Raw genomic sequence first — 15,576 nt, 5'->3', positions numbered from 1 at the left:
GTATAAATGTGTGGTTTATACTATTTTTTAGTTTAATTTGATTTTCATAAAAGCTCAAGCGTTTACATCAGAGTTCATAAATCGTTCATAGTTTGTAAATTTAAGGGCTAGACAAATGCTACACTTGTTGTTCTCATCCCTCATTCAATTCTTGATGTAGCTTTTCTTCAGAGCGTTCCCACATCTCTTGGCTATGGTCTTGCAAAAATGATTTTAATAATTGTTTTGATTTTGCATCCATATGGTCGACGATAATATGGCCTTTTAATGATTTATCCATACGGTTTACATGTTCCGGTAAACTTTTATATCCACGGCGCGCCTCACTATCGACCGTCATTTCACACCCTGCAACCCCTGCATAATAAGGCTTTCCATCTTTGTGTTTAATCGTTACCCACACAAGCCAATATAATTTTCCATTTGGTACATCTTCCCGATTAGCAGAGAACTTTATTCGTTTTTCTACAGCAGATCGCGCATGTAGTGCACCCATATCAACATATGACTCATTTTCTTCTGGGTCGATAATAACAGGGGAAACATTATCTAAATTTAATACTCCGGCTCCATACCCACCATGACCTGACGTTGAATCACCAGAAAGGATCGTGAAGCCTGTTTTTGATTTTTTCTCATTGTCTTTTTTAAAGAGATCCAATTTAATCCATCCCTTTCCTTTACTTGTTGGTTGGTTATAGTTTACCACAGACTTTGAAACAATACAATTTACAACAATGATAAAGAAAAGCAAACACTATTTCTATTTTTTTACTTTTGTCGTTCTAATGGGCAATCGACTTTAATTGCCGAATATAATCATACGCTTTATGTATGTCATCTTCTGTATAGTTTTGCTTCTTTTTTATTGTAAATACTTTTGTTTTCACTTCTTCTTGTGGTAATTCTTCGAAATATAAGATCGTTGAGACAAGTTCTAGAAATTTAGAACTTTGTTCGTTCATGCTTTTCACAACACCGTTAATTTCAGGTAATTCAAGCTGATACATTTGTAAAAACGTTAAACCCTCATCTGTTAATGTATACCGATATTGAGAGTATCCACCTTTATGCTCTTTCGTTTCCTGTAGAAATCCTAAATTGCATAATTCCTCTATACGTAATGTTAGTTCTTCAGAATAAGGACCAAACATATGAAAATTAAACTTTTCCGAAAAAGGAAATTTCAGTTTTTTACTAATGTACACAATTTTTTGCAGTTTCTTTCGTCCGATGATTTCCCCTGCAAACTCGACCATTGTTAATAGTTTGATATGCTCCTTTAGCAACCCCTTCTCCCCCTATTTCTCAAGCAATTCTTTAATCTTTTGTTTTACATCGGAAAATTCGTCTGGATTTTCTAGAAAATCCAGTGGAAAATACAGTTTATGGTCTGTTCTTTTTTTCCCTGATATCGCTTCAACGACATCGGACTCTCTTGACAGCTCTCGTATTTTCCCATTCGGTAATAGCAAATGAATCGGTAACCGCTCTTCTTCTTCCCCAGGCCGATAAAAATCGTAAGGTAAATCCGAAGAAGAATCAATGACTAAATAATATGTTGGATCAATGTTGGCGTCTTTAAATAATTGTTGTAGCACTGGCCAATCATTCATTTGCTGATTTGGATTAAACTCGACATATTTAAACAGTCTTCTGTTTAAAAATCTATCACAAAGATCCTGTAATATGCGATCGTCTTCTTCTAGCCAAATTTGAAAATAATAAAGGATTATCGACTCATCTAACCGCAAATAATCGTCTAAGCTTAGTTTTTCGCAAAATAAAGAATGGAAATGAATTGGGTCTTGTTTAAATACGTATCCGGTGTTATATAATTCTTTTGAGCGTTGTAAAATTTTACTTAGAATCACTTCTGCACTTCTCGTGACAGGATGAAAATACACTTGCCAGTACATTTGATACCGGCTCATAATGTAATCCTCAATCGCATGCATTCCACTTTGTTTTATGACAACTTGATCTTCTGTCGGCCTCATTACCCGTAATATCCGTTCCATATCAAAGTGTCCATAACTCACACCGGTATAATAAGCATCCCTCTGTAAATAATCCATCCGGTCCGCATCAATTTGACTGGAAATTAACGATACGACTAGCTTGTTTGTATATGTTTTTTCAATGACATCAGCTACTTTTTGCGGAAAATCACTAGCTACTTTTAATAACACTTCGTTAATTTCCGTTTTCCCTAAGATAATTTCTCTTGTCCATTCCTCATGGTCTGTATTAAATACTTTTTCAAATGAATGGGAAAATGGCCCGTGTCCAACATCATGTAATAAGGCAGCGGACAAACATAGGAGTCGCTCCTCATTATCCCAATGCGGTCGACCTTGAAACACATCAATTATTCGTCTTGTAATTTCATATACGCCAAGAGAATGATTAAAGCGAGAGTGTTCCGCACCATGAAACGTCATAAAAGTCGTTCCTAACTGCCTTACCCTTCGCAACCGTTGAAATTCTTTTGTTCCTATCAACTCCCAAATTAACTGGTCTCTTACATGTATGTATCGGTGAACAGGGTCTTTAAAAACCTTTTCCTCCTCAAGCTTACCTAAAATCGCTGTCATGCTCTTAGCCACTCCCCATCCAGAAATTTTCACTTTTCTATTGTTAGTATACATGATTTATCATTTATGGTGGATTATGAAACATAGGAAAAAGCGACCTATCGCTAAGATCGCTTTTGTATGTTTATTTCAATCGTTTGCTTATTTTAGGAATCAATTCATCTTCTGTTGGAGCAGTAACAGGTCGACTATTTACAATCGTAAAAGACTTCTTTCTTCCTGGTCCACAATAGGATTGGCAGCCAATATGAATTTCTGCTTCTCCATCTAACTTCTTTAGCTTTGGAAGCAGTGTTTTTATATTCGTCGCTTGGCAAATATCACATATCCTAAATTCGTTTGCCATCATTCGACTTCCTTTCATCATGCATTGAAAAATAGTTGTTTATCCATTTGTTAGTATACCATATTTACTATTGTACGCAATGTATCACCTACGCAAAAGTGGGAATTTCTTGGTCTGTTTCTGTTATAATGCTAAAAGAAAGGGAGATATAAATGGATTATGAACTTACAGTTATAAAAAATAAAACATGGCGTTATATTGACCAAACTTCTTTTGGAACACAGTTTTTTGCGCTACAATCTTTTGCGTATGATGATGCTCTATGTACATCAGTTGGTCAAAATGAACAATCTCACTCTGTCATTCGAACGTGGGTTCATCCGAAAACAGTTGTACTAGGGATACAGGATAGTCGCTTACCGTTAGTTACTAACGGAATTCAGTACCTACAAGAACTGGGGTATGACACGATTGTTCGAAATTCTGGTGGGTTAGCTGTTGTATTAGATGCGGGAATATTAAATATTTCTCTCATTATGAAAGAACAAAAGAAGTTTTCCATTGATTCAGGGTATGAGCTCATGTTGTCGGTCATCAAACAAATGTTCAAACCTTATAATGTCGTGATTGAGGCAAGAGAAATTGTCGGATCCTACTGTCCTGGAAGTTATGACTTAAGTATACGCGGAAAAAAATTTGCTGGTATATCGCAACGACGAATTCGTGGTGGTGTCGCTGTTCAAATTTACCTATGCCTTCAAGGAAGCGGTCAAGAGCGAGCCTCTTTAATTCGAACGTTTTATGAAAAAGCAGTAGGAGAAAAGATGGTTTCATTCGATTACCCACGAATTCAACCAGAAACGATGGCATCACTTACTGACTTACTTCAATCAAACATCTCTATATCCCATTGTCTTCAACGCTTATTAACGGTTTTTACCGAAGCAGGTGCCGAGCTTCAGTCTGATTCAGTACATGGTGATGAAATAGATTTGTATGCGTATTACCTTGATCGAGTAATCAAACGGAATGAGAAAGCTCTTCAAGGGTAAAAAAACTTCTTTTCATACATCAAAAAAGCCTGTCAACTGTCTCGTGTTACGAGGTTTTTATTGACAGGCTTAAAGCTCTTTATTTACATTAACCAATTACTTTTTGATTAATCGATTGCATCGCTGTAATTAAAGCAAGCTTATATACATCTTTCACATTACAACCACGAGATAAATCATTAACCGGTCGATTTAACCCTTGTAAAATTGGCCCAATTGCTTCATAACCACCAAGACGTTGGGCGATTTTATAACCTAAATTTCCTGACTCCAAACTTGGGAAAATAAACACATTCGCTTCCCCTTTTAACGGAGAGTCTGGTGCTTTCTTTTGTGCCACAGCTGGAACAAACGCTGCATCAAATTGGAATTCACCATCAATGACTAAATCTGGACGAGCTTCTTGAGCTAGCTTTGTCGCTTCTGATACTTTTTTTGTTTCAATTGATGAAGCCGAGCCTTTCGTCGAAAAGCTTAACATTGCTACTTTCGGATCGATGTCAAAAACTTTTGCTGTTTCCGCTGTTGCAATAGCAATTTCAGCTAACTCTTCACTTGTTGGTGAAATATTAATGGCACAATCGGCAAAGACAAACTTTTTATCTTCTTTCACCATGATGAAGACACCTGATGTTTTTTTAATGCCTTCTTTTGTTTTAATGATTTGTAAGGCTGGACGAACCGTATCCCCAGTTGAATGAGCCGCTCCACTAACTAAACCATCTGCTTTATCTAAATAGACAAGCATCGTACCAAAATAATTCGGGTCCACTAATTTTTCTTTCGCCGACTCTTCGGTTTCTTTTCCTTTTCTTCTTTCTATAAAAGCCTTTACCAATTCTTCAAATTGAGAATAGGTTGTCGGATCTATGATTTGAACTTGTTTAAACGAAACTCCGATCTGTGATGCTTTTTCAAGGATAGCCGTTTCATTACCTATCAAGACGGGTTGTAATACTTCATCTTGTGAGAGCTGTGCAGCAGCTTCAATAATACGTTCATCTAATCCTTCAGGAAACACTACAGTTGGAAAATGACGTTTTACCTTATCCTTTATTTCACTAAAGAGATCACTCACTTGTCATTCCTCCTAAAAATGTAAATCACCCTTATATTCCCATTGACTTATTGGAGAATACTTGATGTTCATCTCTATTATACAAAAATTAAAAGGCACTGTATCGAAATTTGTTCACTTTTTCACTTATTGTTCATATTCCCGTTTTTAACTAATAAAAAACAAATTGATTTTCTTTTTATAAATTTTCCTATAACGAGCAATCTCATACTACATAACGGTTTATCAATATTTAGCAGTTATAATTTTTCAGAATTTTTGAATTAAGGATTGAAAGAATGAACATTCATTCATTATAATAAAACCAAGCATTACCATTTTAAAGGGGAGAGGTGTTCAATTGAACTATCCGCATTTATTTACACCGATAACGATTAATTCATTAACGTTAAAAAACCGAGTCATCATGGGTTCCATGCACGTAGGTTTAGAAGGTGAAGAAGATGGTATGAACAAACTTATCGCCTTTTATGAAAGACGAGCCAAAGCAGACGTCGGATTAATTGTTACAGGCGGGGCAGCAGTTTGTCCAGAAGGGAGCGGCGGCCGTAACTTTATGTCCATCTCCAACGATGAAGATATTACGCATTGGAAACCTTTAACCCAAGCGGTTCATCAACAAGGCGGTCGGATTGCTCTTCAGCTTTTCCATGCAGGACGGTACGCCTATAAAGCAATGACAGGCCATGATCCAGTAGCTCCTTCTGCCATTCAGTCACCTATTAATCCTGATGTTCCTGTTGCGATGTCTGAAGAACAAATTATCGATACTATCGAAGCTTTTGGATTAGGTGCAAAACGGGCAAAAGAAGCTGGGTTTGACGCTGTTGAAATTATGGGTTCTGAAGGATATTTAATTAACCAATTTCTATCGCCTGCTACAAACAAACGAGAGGATGATTGGGGAGGCTCGTTTCAGAAGCGAACTACTTTTGCTCTTGAAATAATCAAAGCCGTCCGTGCACAAGTTGGCGCTAATTATCCGGTTATTTTCAGAATGTCCGGCCTTGATTTAGTCGATAACAGTACAACGGAAGAAGAAACAGTGGCCTTTGCTAAGCTTTGTGAAAAAGCAGGTGTTGACTTATTAAATATCGGAATCGGTTGGCATGAATCACGTGTACCTACCATCTCGATGAAAGTGCCACGGATGAAGTTTGTTCCTATTGCACAAATGATTCATCAAGCGGTCTCAATCCCTGTTGTGGCAAGCAACCGCATTAATAATCCTGAAGATGCTAAAACAGTTATTAAAGAAAATAAAGCCGATCTTGTCTCAATGGCAAGACCATTTTTAGCTGATCCTGATATTCTCATCAAGGCAAAGGAAGGGCGTACAAACGAAATTAACACATGTATCGCCTGTAACCAAGCTTGTTTAGACCATGTGTTCGAAGGAAAATCAGCTACATGTTTAGTGAATCCTGAAGCCGGAAGAGAACTAACTCTTTCAATGGAAGCAGCTACAACAAAAAAACACATCGTCGTGGTTGGTGCTGGCCCAGCTGGACTTGAAGCCAGTCGTGTTGCCGCAAAACGTGGACATCACGTTACGCTCATTGATGAAAAGGCTTACATTGGTGGGCAGTTGAACTTTGCAAAGTCTGTCCCAGGTAAAACTGAGTTTAATGAAACATTACGTTATTATGATGTACAGCTTGAAAAATATGGTGTCACTCGTTTGTTAAATACAACAGCTACGGTGGACACTCCTGTTATAAAAGAAGCCGATGAAGTGATTTTAGCGACTGGCATAATACCTAGAACGCCTGAAATACCAGGAATCGAGCAAGATTATGTGTTAAGTTACCGTGATGTTTTTACAGGAGATATTCCAAAAGGAAAAGATGTTGTCATCATTGGTGGTGGTGGCATCGCCTGTGATTTAGCTTCATTCTTATTGGATAAAAAAGACTACTCCATTACATTATTGCAACGCGGAAAGTCGTTTGCACGAGGAATTGGGAAAACGACGCGCTGGGCGACTTTGCTTAGTTTAAAAAAGAATGGTGTTCAAATGATTGGTGGCATTGAATATGAGAAGTTAGAGAATAAAACACTTACGATAAAAAAAGATGGTGAGTCCATTCAAATTAGCGCTGATACGTTTATTACCGCAAGTGGGCAACTAACAAATGAAATTTTATTTAAAGAGCTTGAACATAAAGGAATTCCTGTTCATCTTATTGGTGGAGCAAACCAAGCATTTGGTCTTGATGCAAAACGTGCGATTTACGAAGGAACAAAAATTGGACGCTCTGTCTAAAACTATTAAGGAGTGATACTATGTCTGTAACGACTTATACTGTAAACGAATCGATTGCCACGATTACAATGAATCGACCTGAGGTAAAAAATGCGATTGATGAAGAAATGCACCGTGAACTTTATGAAGCATTCACAAAAGCAAATGAAGATGACACTGTACGAGTTATCGTGTTAACAGGTTTACCTGGATCATTTAGCTCTGGGGCAGATTTAAAGAGCATTCCTGTCGACAATTTAGCTTCAATGGATTATGGTGATTATTTGCACCGCACGTATAATCGGTTACTTCGTTATATGGATACAATCCAAAAACCAATCGTCGCTTATATTAATGGTGTTGCTGCTGGAGCCGGCTTAAGTATTGCCTTAGCATGTGATTATCGCATTGCTACGTCAGAATCGAAATTTGCACTAAGCTTTATGAAAATTGGTCTTGTTCCTGATGCAGGTGCCTCATATTATCTTCCTCGCTTAATCGGCTTAGGAAGAGCTATGGAGTTTGCTTTAGGAGAAGTCATTTCAGCAGAAGAAGCGTATCGGATTGGGTTAGTGACAAAATTAAGTGATGACGCAAATGAATTTGTCGCACGTTTATCAAAATATCCAACGTTAGCATTTGGATTAATGAAAGAAAATATGAAAAAAGGGTTCGAACAACCGTTATCAGACGTATTAGAATTAGAAGTAACAGCACAACGACAAGCCGGGCAAACAAAAGAGCATCACGCTGCCGTCCAAGCTTTTTTACAAAAACGAAAATAATAGAAAAGCAGTGAACATTGTTTATGTTCACTGCTTTTCTCCCGTTTCGGACATAGGTTCAGCTATTCACCGATAAATAACGACTTTTTCATTTTTTTGGACACCATTTCCGCTATTTCCACTATGTAGTAAGAAAATACCCCTATAGATAATGCTACTATAACGGAACGTATGTCCGGAACAGTTATATTTGTATGGTCGTCGTAACCATACCAACGGGCTGTCACAAAATCGTACAACTCAAGTTTTTGGTACTTTATTTTTCTTATGGTATAGTATGTATTGATTAGAATACTATGAAGTTCAAGTTAAAGGAGTGTTACATAATGAGTGAAGCTGCGGTTACTTTAGATGGTTGGTATTGTCTTCATGATTTTCGTACGATGAATTGGCCAGCTTGGAAAACATTGCCGACTGAAGAACGTCAACAAATCGTAAATGAGTTCCTTCAAACGATAGAAAAATGGTCAACAGCGGAAACAAATGGCGAAGGAAGTCATGCAATTTATTCAATTGTTGGACAAAAAGCTGATTTTATGATGATGTTGCTACGTCCTTCAATGGAAGAGTTAAACAACATCGAAAATGCATTTAATAAAACACGCTTTGCCGAATTTACAATCCCTGCTTTTTCATATGTTTCTGTTGTTGAGCTAAGCAACTATCTTGCTGGTAAAGACGGAGGTGACCCATTAGAAAATCCTGAGGTCCGAGCACGTTTATTCCCTACATTACCAAAAGCAAAACACGTTTGCTTCTATCCGATGGACAAGCGTCGTGCAGGTAACGACAATTGGTACATGTTACCGCTTGATGAGCGCCGAACATTAATGCGTAGCCATGGTATGATTGGTCGTCAATATGCAGGTAAAGTAAAACAAATCATTACAGGCTCTGTAGGCTTTGATGATTGGGAATGGGGCGTCACATTGTTTGCTGATGATGTTCTTCAATTTAAAAAGCTTGTGTATGAAATGAGATTTGATGAAGTTTCTGCTCGTTATGGTGAATTCGGCTCATTCTACGTTGGAAACATCCTAAAAGAAGAAACAATCCCTAGCTTTTTTCATATTTAATCCAAAATCCTCTTCTCTATTTTTTTAGAGAAGAGGATTTTTTAGAATACAACCTCACCTTTGTTCATATAGTTGAAGTAACTGCTTGCATAAGCATATGAAATAGGTTGACTATCCTTGTGCGGTTAGGAACCTACATAGCTCTGAACTTTCACGATTCACCTTAGTTCACGTGCAGCTAGAATTTTCTTTGGAGGTGAGGGCTTTGGCAGTCATAAAGACAACAGAAAGTGATGTGAGGTTATTAGCTAGACTGATGAGAGCGGAAGCAGAAGGTGAAGGAGACCTCGGTATGCTTATGGCAGGAAATGTAATGGTCAATCGAGTTCGTTCCGCTTGTTTAGATTTTGTTCATATTGACAATGTTGAACGCATGGTTTGGCAGTCACCCGGTGGATTTGAAGCGACACAGAAAGGGTACTTTTACCAAGGTGCTAGAGAGCGAGAAATGAATTTAGCGAGAAAGCTCATTCGAGGAGAAAGACACCACCCCGCTGAGTTTTCACTATGGTTTTTCCGACCGACTGGTTCTTGTCCGGCACAATGGTGGGGACAATGGAACACTGGTCGTTATAAGCTCCATTGCTTTTATAGCCCTACGTCACAAGATTGTCCACAAGTGTACACGGTCTTTTAAATTTTACATCTAAGAAGGAGTGACATCATTATGTATCAACAGCCACAATTTCAACAACCTGAGCAACAGCAACACCAACACCAACAATCTACTGCAGGGCAGCAACCTCATCAACTGCCTTATCCTCAACAATTACATCCACCAGCTGGACAGCAACAACCACCAATGTTTTATGCGCCACAGCCGCAATTTCAGTTGCCGCCAATGCAACAATTCCCACAAATCCCAGGAATGTTGCCAATGGAACAATCCTACATCGAAAACATTCTCCGCCTAAATCGCGGAAAACAAGTAACGGTTTATATGACATTTGAAAACAATGTTCAATGGAATGCACAAATTTTTACTGGCATCATTGAAGAAGCAGGGCGCGATCATATTATTTTGCAAGATCCTGAGTCAGAAGTTCATTATTTGCTTCTTATGGTTTATTTAGATTATATTGTGTTTCAAGAGCATCCGGAATACGATTATCCATTTGGTGCTGCTGTTACTGGTCAAATTGCAACATACTCACCTCGATAAAAAGACAACAGGCTGTCATAAGGGATTCTCCCTCTTTGACAGCCTTGTTTTTTCACTTCTAGCCTCGTAATACGGCAACGATTACTAACACCCAGCCAATAATAAACGCTAGGCCACCAAGAGGTGTAATCATCCCTAATTTCGTTATCCCAGTCATACTCATGACATACAAACTACCAGAAAACAAGATGATTCCGGAAAATAAGAACCAACCTGCTACATGAAATAAGCCGACATCAGGAAAGCGACTTATTAAAAAACCGACGATAAGGATGCCAATTGCATGATACATATGATATTGAACACCAGTTTGATATATTTTCATAAATCGCTCAGATAATCTTTGCTCTAACCCATGGGCACCAAATGCTCCTAGACCAACAGCTAATGCCGCCAGAGCGGCTCCTAATACGATAAATAGTTTCATTCTTTTTCTCCTTTTTTACGTTAAAAATCAAATAAACTTTCTTTTTCTTCTTTAACTAAGGGTTGTGGTGGAACTTTTGAGATTGGTTTTGCCTCCCCTACCTGGACCTGGGTAGGGAGAAGCGTTTCTTCGGTGTCTTGCAATAACTCAGCATAGGCTTTAATGACAGCGGCATGTTCACGAATGGCTTGTTGATTCCCTTGTTCGGTTGTTTTCTTTAATTTTTCAACTTCAATTTCTAATCTAGCTACAATCGATTGGATCGAAATGTTCATAAGACCCCTTCTTTCCTCAAGTCGTTCCTTTTATTCTACAACTAGAGGCAACCTCACATCAACTGTAGTCCCTTTCCCCACTTTACTGTCAAACGTAATACTCCCTTTATGAAACTCAATGATTTTATGACTAATCATGAGACCTAATCCCGTTCCTTGCTCTTTTGTCGTAAAAAAAGGCTCTCCTAGCTTTTTTAATTTTGACTCATCGATCCCGATTCCATTGTCGACCACCCTGATCGATACTTGTCCATTCGTTGGTTGTTTCAGAATAACCTGAACTCTCCCCCCAGATTCCATCGCTTCCATTGCGTTTTTTAATAAATTAATTAACACTTGTTTAATTTGGTTTTTTTCCCCTTTTATTAGTGGAGCATGTAGTTCATAGTTTGATGTAATAAGTACATTTTTTATAATAGCGGATGTATTTAATAATGTAATGACTTCTTCAATAACCGTTTGTAAGTTGACGAGTTCCATTTTTTCGGCTTGCGGTTTAGCAAGAAGTAAGAATTCACTAATAATCACATTAATGCGCTCTATTTCTGAAAGCATAATTTCAATATGACTCGTATCTTCACGTTTTTGTTTTTTCATCACTTGTAAAAAACCTGATATGACCGTTAAAGGATTTCGGATTTCATGTGCTACACCTGCCGCAAGTTGACTGACAACCGATAATTTATCAGAACGTCGAATTAATTCATCTGTTTTGTTTTTCACGGTTATATCACGAGTTAACGTTGCCAATGCGACAACATTCCCCGTTTTGTCTCGGATTGGTGTTACAGAAAGAACAACATCTACATTTGAGCCGTCTTTACAAATGCAAACGATTTCAACTTCTTTTTCTTCAACACCTGCACGAACATTTTCCCACATCTTATATAATGTTTTTTGATTTTCACCCGTTACAATCGGAATTTGCTTATGGATGATTTCTTCCTCTTTCCAACCATAAAGCTCCAGAAACGAATGATTCACCATAATGACTTGTCCACTTACATCATGGATGACCACACAGTCTGTCATATGATCAAAAAGGGATTCTAAATATTCCTTCGTTTGCCATAACATATTTGTTACTTGTTCTTCTTGTTGTTCTGCCTGTATTCTTAGCTTTTCTGTATTACGACTAGAAACAATAAAGAAAAGCATAACAAGCACCGTAAACAACAAAAAGTAAACAACATCCTCTTTATTTAAATTAGGAAACATAACTGATTTATATTGAAAGAAGAAAAATGAAATCGAACCGAGAGTTAAAACTCCGGCTACAATAATTGGACCTGCTTTATGATAAATTGAACTTGAAATAAGAGCAAACCAAAGAAAAATGAAGTTTATTAGCAACGGTTCATATAGAATTAAAAAGATAAAATAGCCATATATAACAACGATCACACTATACATCGTTTGTTTAACGTAATTCATAGATGATGATAAATAAAAGAGCACACCAAACAATACAATTCCGATTGGACCAATAATAGGAATAATTATAGGATCGATAAAAGCATTAATGATTAAACTTATTAAAAAACATACAAATAATAGTTTAATCATTAACTTGTTTCGGCTATGGATGATGGCCGTTTGTTTATCCATCGCTTCTCCTGCCTTTCTACACCATTATGTTTCAAAATTCGACATATACAGCCAAATTATATCATAAGTACCAGATCAAGTATGTACAATTATTGTAAAAAAAGTAGGTTTAGAAAGAATATTTAAATACAGGTGATAACCGTTTTGGGAAAGTGACCTTTCATTCCAACACAAATTCCGTAGGAGTTGTATTCCTTACTGACATACAAAAATGCCTTTGAGTGTCATTTCTCAAAGGCATTTAGTATTTGCTTATTTAACAATACTCATAAATTCGTCCACATCACGGCACACAATATCAATTGCTTCTTGCCAAAATTGTGGAGAGGTTAAATCAACTTGCAGATGTTTTGTTGCTAACTCTTCTACCGTCATGCTTCCTGTATCTCGTAAAAGCGCAATATAATCATCTTCAAAGGCTGTGCCTTTTTTCAACGCTTGGGCATAGACACCTAAACTGAACAAGTAGCCAAACGTATAAGGGAAATTATAAAACGGAACTCCTGTAATATGAAAATGAAGTTTTGCTGCCCAGAAATGAGGGTGGTACTCACTCAACGCCTCACAATAAGCTTCTTGCTGTGCAGATACCATTAATTCATTTAGTTGGTCTGCCGTTAATAAACCTTCTTTTCGTTTTTCATAAAATCTTGTCTCAAATAAGAACCGGGAATGGATATTCATGAAAAACGCCACTCCACGCCCAATTTTATTATCAAGCAATGCTAGTTTCTCCTCACTTGATTTTGCTTCATTTACGGCAGCATCAGCAATAATCATTTCCGCAAACGTCGAAGCTGTTTCAGCGACATTCATCGCGTAATTTTGTTTAAATTGTGGCAAATCATTCATCACATGTTGATGATACGCATGCCCTAGCTCATGCGCTAACGTCGCCACATTTGATGGTGTTCCATCATACGTCATAAACACACGTGTTTCCTCACTAGCTGGAAACGATGTACAAAATGCGCCTGGTCGTTTTCCAGCACGATTTTCCGCTTCGATCCAACTTTTATCAAACGTCATTTTCGTAAATTCTGCCATTTTCGGGCTGAATTGACCGAATTGAGCAATAATCGTTTCTGCTGCTTCTTCAAAGCTAACAAGGCTTTCTGCTTTTGAAATTGGTGCATGCACATCATACCAAGCTAATTTTTCAACACCAATTAGCTGTGCTTTTTTCTCTAAATAAGGAAGAAAACGATGTTTGTTTTCTGTAATCGTACCCCACATCGCATCAAGTGTCTTTTCTGACATTCGATTATAATCTAGCGGTTCTTTTAGTACATTTGTCCAGCCCCGCTTATTGTATAAGTTCAACCGAAATCCAGCTAAATGATTTAATGTAGCCGCAAACAACTCTTCCTCATTTGACCATGCTTGTTCCCAACGAGAAAAAGCGTCTTTTCGTACGTCACGTTGACCACTGTTCATTTTGTTTTCTGCTTGACCTACTGAAAGCTTTACTGTTTCTCCATTTTCTTCAAAAGGAATTGTCAATTTTCCAACAAGATGGTTATACATGTCACCCCATGCGTGATAACCGTCAATTGAAAGTGCCTGTGTTAGCTTTTCTTCATTTGTAGATAGTTTTTCCCTTGCACGTTGTCTCCGCTCTTCTAAGGAAAACTGAATCTCTTGAATTGCTTGTTCCTTAACTAATTCTGCCCATTCTGTCTCACTCATTGAGACTAATTTTTCATCCACAGATGTCATAACTGTAATATATGCCGTTGACACTTCTTTCACTTTTCCATTTAACTGCTTTGCTTGTGTATCATGAATATTTTGAGCATTTAAACAACCTACAAACGCTCCAGCTTCCCGAACTTTCTTCGCTGTTTCTTGTAATCCTTCTAGTACAGATACCCACTCTTTAGGGTCATGACGTAACGCAGAAACTTCTTGTTCTTTTTGTTCCAATGTTTGTGATAATTGTTGTAAAAATTGTTTGAATTCTTCTGATTGACTTCCGCCTTTGAAAAACGATTCTAAATCCCAATTTTGATTATATGTATGGCTCAAACGGTTCACCTCTTTTAAATATTTCGACTCTCGTAATAAATGTAACAAATCTAGTCTTTCATGTAAATCAATATCCTCACTTACTTTTATTATTACCGGTTTTACACTTTAAACAACGTGGTGAGATAAATATAATATACTTGAAAATTAAATACCCACTGAGAAAGGAAACGCCCTTTTTTTTAAGGACATATTATTTTCGCGGTCAGAGCAGCCGTTATTTGTGAACATGATACGGGTTTCCGTTTTTCAGAGGACACAGGAGCGCTTATTCACGCAAAAGCAACACTATTCTAGCGATATATTATAATTAACTGCTCCTGTGTCCCACAACGTTCCAAAACGCTAGCAATGTTCACAGATAACGGTTTTCATGGCCGCTTAATTATCATAAACAACAAAATCGCTTGTCTTATAGTACCCCAAACCCCTAATTTATTCTAAGAATATAAAAGCGCAATGTTATCGACAGGTCGACTATTTTATAGTTTCCTAAACAATAAGAAAAACGCGGAACGTCTTTTCGTATATAAAAAAGACCAAGTTCGTCAATTGAACATGGCCATTTCTTTCAAAGTTATTGTATTCTTTCTTATTCTTCTTTTGTTGGATAATCTTTATATTTATGTCGTGCCAACTGCACTAACTCATCCCATCCTTTTGTTAGTTCCTCTTTTTCGTCATAAGATGGTAAAATGCTTGTTTGTTGTATTTTCGAATCAAACACTGCTTTAATTCCTGCAATGTTTACACCTTTATCAATAAGTGATTTTATTTCTATAAAGCAATCAATATCATTTAATGAAAATAACCGCTGATTTCCATCATTACGAGCTGGCTTAATTAAACCTTGCTCTTCATAATAGCGAATTTGCCTTGCAGTTAAGTTTGTCATTTCCTTTACAACGCTAATTGGGAATAGGGCAATATCGCGTGGAACATCTTTTTTCAAAGCCC

The 15,576-nt window shown here is 37.3% G+C and carries 16 protein-coding genes; 6 read left to right on the top strand and 10 right to left on the bottom strand.

The window, feature by feature from the left end; translation table 11 throughout:
• Positions 1–133: 133 nt before the first annotated feature.
• The 4 genes from T323_RS0107730 to T323_RS0107715 all read right to left on the bottom strand — a co-directional run bounded on the left by T323_RS0107730 (position 134) and on the right by T323_RS0107715 (position 2,943).
• Positions 134–661 carry a YwhD family protein gene (locus T323_RS0107730; protein ID WP_026672758.1) on the bottom strand — a complete coding sequence of 176 codons (528 nt, stop codon included), beginning with the start codon at positions 659–661 and terminating at the stop codon, positions 134–136.
• A gap of 124 nt (positions 662–785) precedes the next feature.
• Positions 786–1,289: a YwgA family protein gene (locus T323_RS0107725; RefSeq protein WP_026672757.1), complete on the bottom strand. Its 504-nt coding sequence runs from the start codon at positions 1,287–1,289 to the stop codon at positions 786–788.
• A gap of 12 nt (positions 1,290–1,301) precedes the next feature.
• The gene (locus tag T323_RS0107720) at positions 1,302–2,597 is read right to left on the bottom strand and encodes an HD domain-containing protein (protein ID WP_026672756.1); all 1,296 of its coding nucleotides are present in this window, start codon (positions 2,595–2,597) and stop codon (positions 1,302–1,304) included.
• A gap of 124 nt (positions 2,598–2,721) precedes the next feature.
• The gene (locus tag T323_RS0107715) at positions 2,722–2,943 is read right to left on the bottom strand and encodes a DUF1450 domain-containing protein (protein ID WP_026672755.1); all 222 of its coding nucleotides are present in this window, start codon (positions 2,941–2,943) and stop codon (positions 2,722–2,724) included.
• 152 nt (positions 2,944–3,095) lie between these two features.
• Between T323_RS0107715 and lipL the strand changes: the two genes are divergently transcribed.
• Entirely contained in the window at positions 3,096–3,935 is an 840-nt protein-coding gene (lipL, locus tag T323_RS0107710; protein WP_026672754.1) for an octanoyl-[GcvH]:protein N-octanoyltransferase, read from the top strand.
• 88 nt (positions 3,936–4,023) lie between these two features.
• Here lipL and pta read toward each other — a convergent pair whose 3' ends face one another.
• Positions 4,024–5,013: a phosphate acetyltransferase gene (pta, locus tag T323_RS0107705; protein ID WP_026672753.1), complete on the bottom strand. Its 990-nt coding sequence runs from the start codon at positions 5,011–5,013 to the stop codon at positions 4,024–4,026.
• Positions 5,014–5,353: 340 nt separating this feature from the next.
• Between pta and T323_RS0107700 the strand changes: the two genes are divergently transcribed.
• From T323_RS0107700 to gerQ, 5 genes are all read left to right on the top strand, one after another.
• Positions 5,354–7,279 carry an oxidoreductase gene (locus T323_RS0107700; protein ID WP_026672752.1) on the top strand — a complete coding sequence of 642 codons (1,926 nt, stop codon included), beginning with the start codon at positions 5,354–5,356 and terminating at the stop codon, positions 7,277–7,279.
• Positions 7,280–7,299: 20 nt separating this feature from the next.
• Complete coding sequence (locus T323_RS0107695; RefSeq protein ID WP_026672751.1) at positions 7,300–8,043, top strand: enoyl-CoA hydratase/isomerase family protein; 744 nt, start codon at positions 7,300–7,302, stop codon at positions 8,041–8,043.
• A 326-nt stretch (positions 8,044–8,369) separates the two neighbouring features.
• Positions 8,370–9,119, top strand: a complete 750-nt coding sequence (gene hemQ / locus T323_RS0107690) for a hydrogen peroxide-dependent heme synthase (RefSeq protein ID WP_026672750.1) — start codon at positions 8,370–8,372, stop codon at positions 9,117–9,119.
• Between the two features lie 205 nt (positions 9,120–9,324).
• On the top strand, positions 9,325–9,756 hold the full coding sequence (locus T323_RS0107685; protein ID WP_026672749.1) for a cell wall hydrolase: 432 nt from the start codon (positions 9,325–9,327) through the stop codon (positions 9,754–9,756).
• Between the two features lie 30 nt (positions 9,757–9,786).
• A complete protein-coding gene (gene gerQ / locus T323_RS0107680; protein WP_035178132.1) occupies positions 9,787–10,281 on the top strand; it encodes a spore coat protein GerQ in 495 nt (164 codons plus the stop codon).
• Positions 10,282–10,339: 58 nt separating this feature from the next.
• On the opposite strand, the gene T323_RS0107675 is transcribed toward gerQ, so the two are convergent.
• From T323_RS0107675 to T323_RS26280, 5 genes are all read right to left on the bottom strand, one after another.
• Positions 10,340–10,708, bottom strand: a complete 369-nt coding sequence (locus tag T323_RS0107675; RefSeq protein WP_026672747.1) for a DUF423 domain-containing protein — start codon at positions 10,706–10,708, stop codon at positions 10,340–10,342.
• A 20-nt stretch (positions 10,709–10,728) separates the two neighbouring features.
• Positions 10,729–10,983, bottom strand: a complete 255-nt coding sequence (locus tag T323_RS0107670; RefSeq protein ID WP_026672746.1) for a DUF5327 family protein — start codon at positions 10,981–10,983, stop codon at positions 10,729–10,731.
• Positions 10,984–11,013: 30 nt separating this feature from the next.
• Positions 11,014–12,591, bottom strand: a complete 1,578-nt coding sequence (locus T323_RS26285) for an ATP-binding protein (RefSeq protein WP_051556438.1) — start codon at positions 12,589–12,591, stop codon at positions 11,014–11,016.
• A 252-nt stretch (positions 12,592–12,843) separates the two neighbouring features.
• On the bottom strand, positions 12,844–14,628 hold the full coding sequence (locus T323_RS0107660) for a M3 family oligoendopeptidase (protein WP_373279330.1): 1,785 nt from the start codon (positions 14,626–14,628) through the stop codon (positions 12,844–12,846).
• Between the two features lie 583 nt (positions 14,629–15,211).
• Positions 15,212–15,571, bottom strand: coding sequence for a MerR family transcriptional regulator (locus T323_RS26280; protein ID WP_180320840.1), 360 nt, complete (start codon positions 15,569–15,571; stop codon positions 15,212–15,214).
• Positions 15,572–15,576: the final 5 nt, after the last annotated feature.

Source organism: Alkalihalobacillus bogoriensis ATCC BAA-922, from assembly GCF_000621445.1.
Lineage (GTDB): Bacteria > Bacillota > Bacilli > Bacillales > Bacillaceae_F > Bacillus_AO > Bacillus_AO bogoriense.
Note: the sequence above shows the minus strand (reverse complement) of the source record. Positions and strands in the feature narration are given on the sequence as shown.

Coding starts and splice junctions, on each gene's coding strand:
- T323_RS0107720 (WP_026672756.1), bottom strand. CDS start 2,597: ATGACAGCGATTTTAGGTAAGCTTGAGGAGGAAAAGGTTTTTAAAGAC.
- T323_RS0107715 (WP_026672755.1), bottom strand. CDS start 2,943: ATGGCAAACGAATTTAGGATATGTGATATTTGCCAAGCGACGAATATA.
- lipL (WP_026672754.1), top strand. CDS start 3,096: ATGGATTATGAACTTACAGTTATAAAAAATAAAACATGGCGTTATATT.
- T323_RS0107695 (WP_026672751.1), top strand. CDS start 7,300: ATGTCTGTAACGACTTATACTGTAAACGAATCGATTGCCACGATTACA.
- hemQ (WP_026672750.1), top strand. CDS start 8,370: ATGAGTGAAGCTGCGGTTACTTTAGATGGTTGGTATTGTCTTCATGAT.
- gerQ (WP_035178132.1), top strand. CDS start 9,787: ATGTATCAACAGCCACAATTTCAACAACCTGAGCAACAGCAACACCAA.
- T323_RS0107675 (WP_026672747.1), bottom strand. CDS start 10,708: ATGAAACTATTTATCGTATTAGGAGCCGCTCTGGCGGCATTAGCTGTT.
- T323_RS0107670 (WP_026672746.1), bottom strand. CDS start 10,983: ATGAACATTTCGATCCAATCGATTGTAGCTAGATTAGAAATTGAAGTT.
- T323_RS26285 (WP_051556438.1), bottom strand. CDS start 12,591: ATGGATAAACAAACGGCCATCATCCATAGCCGAAACAAGTTAATGATT.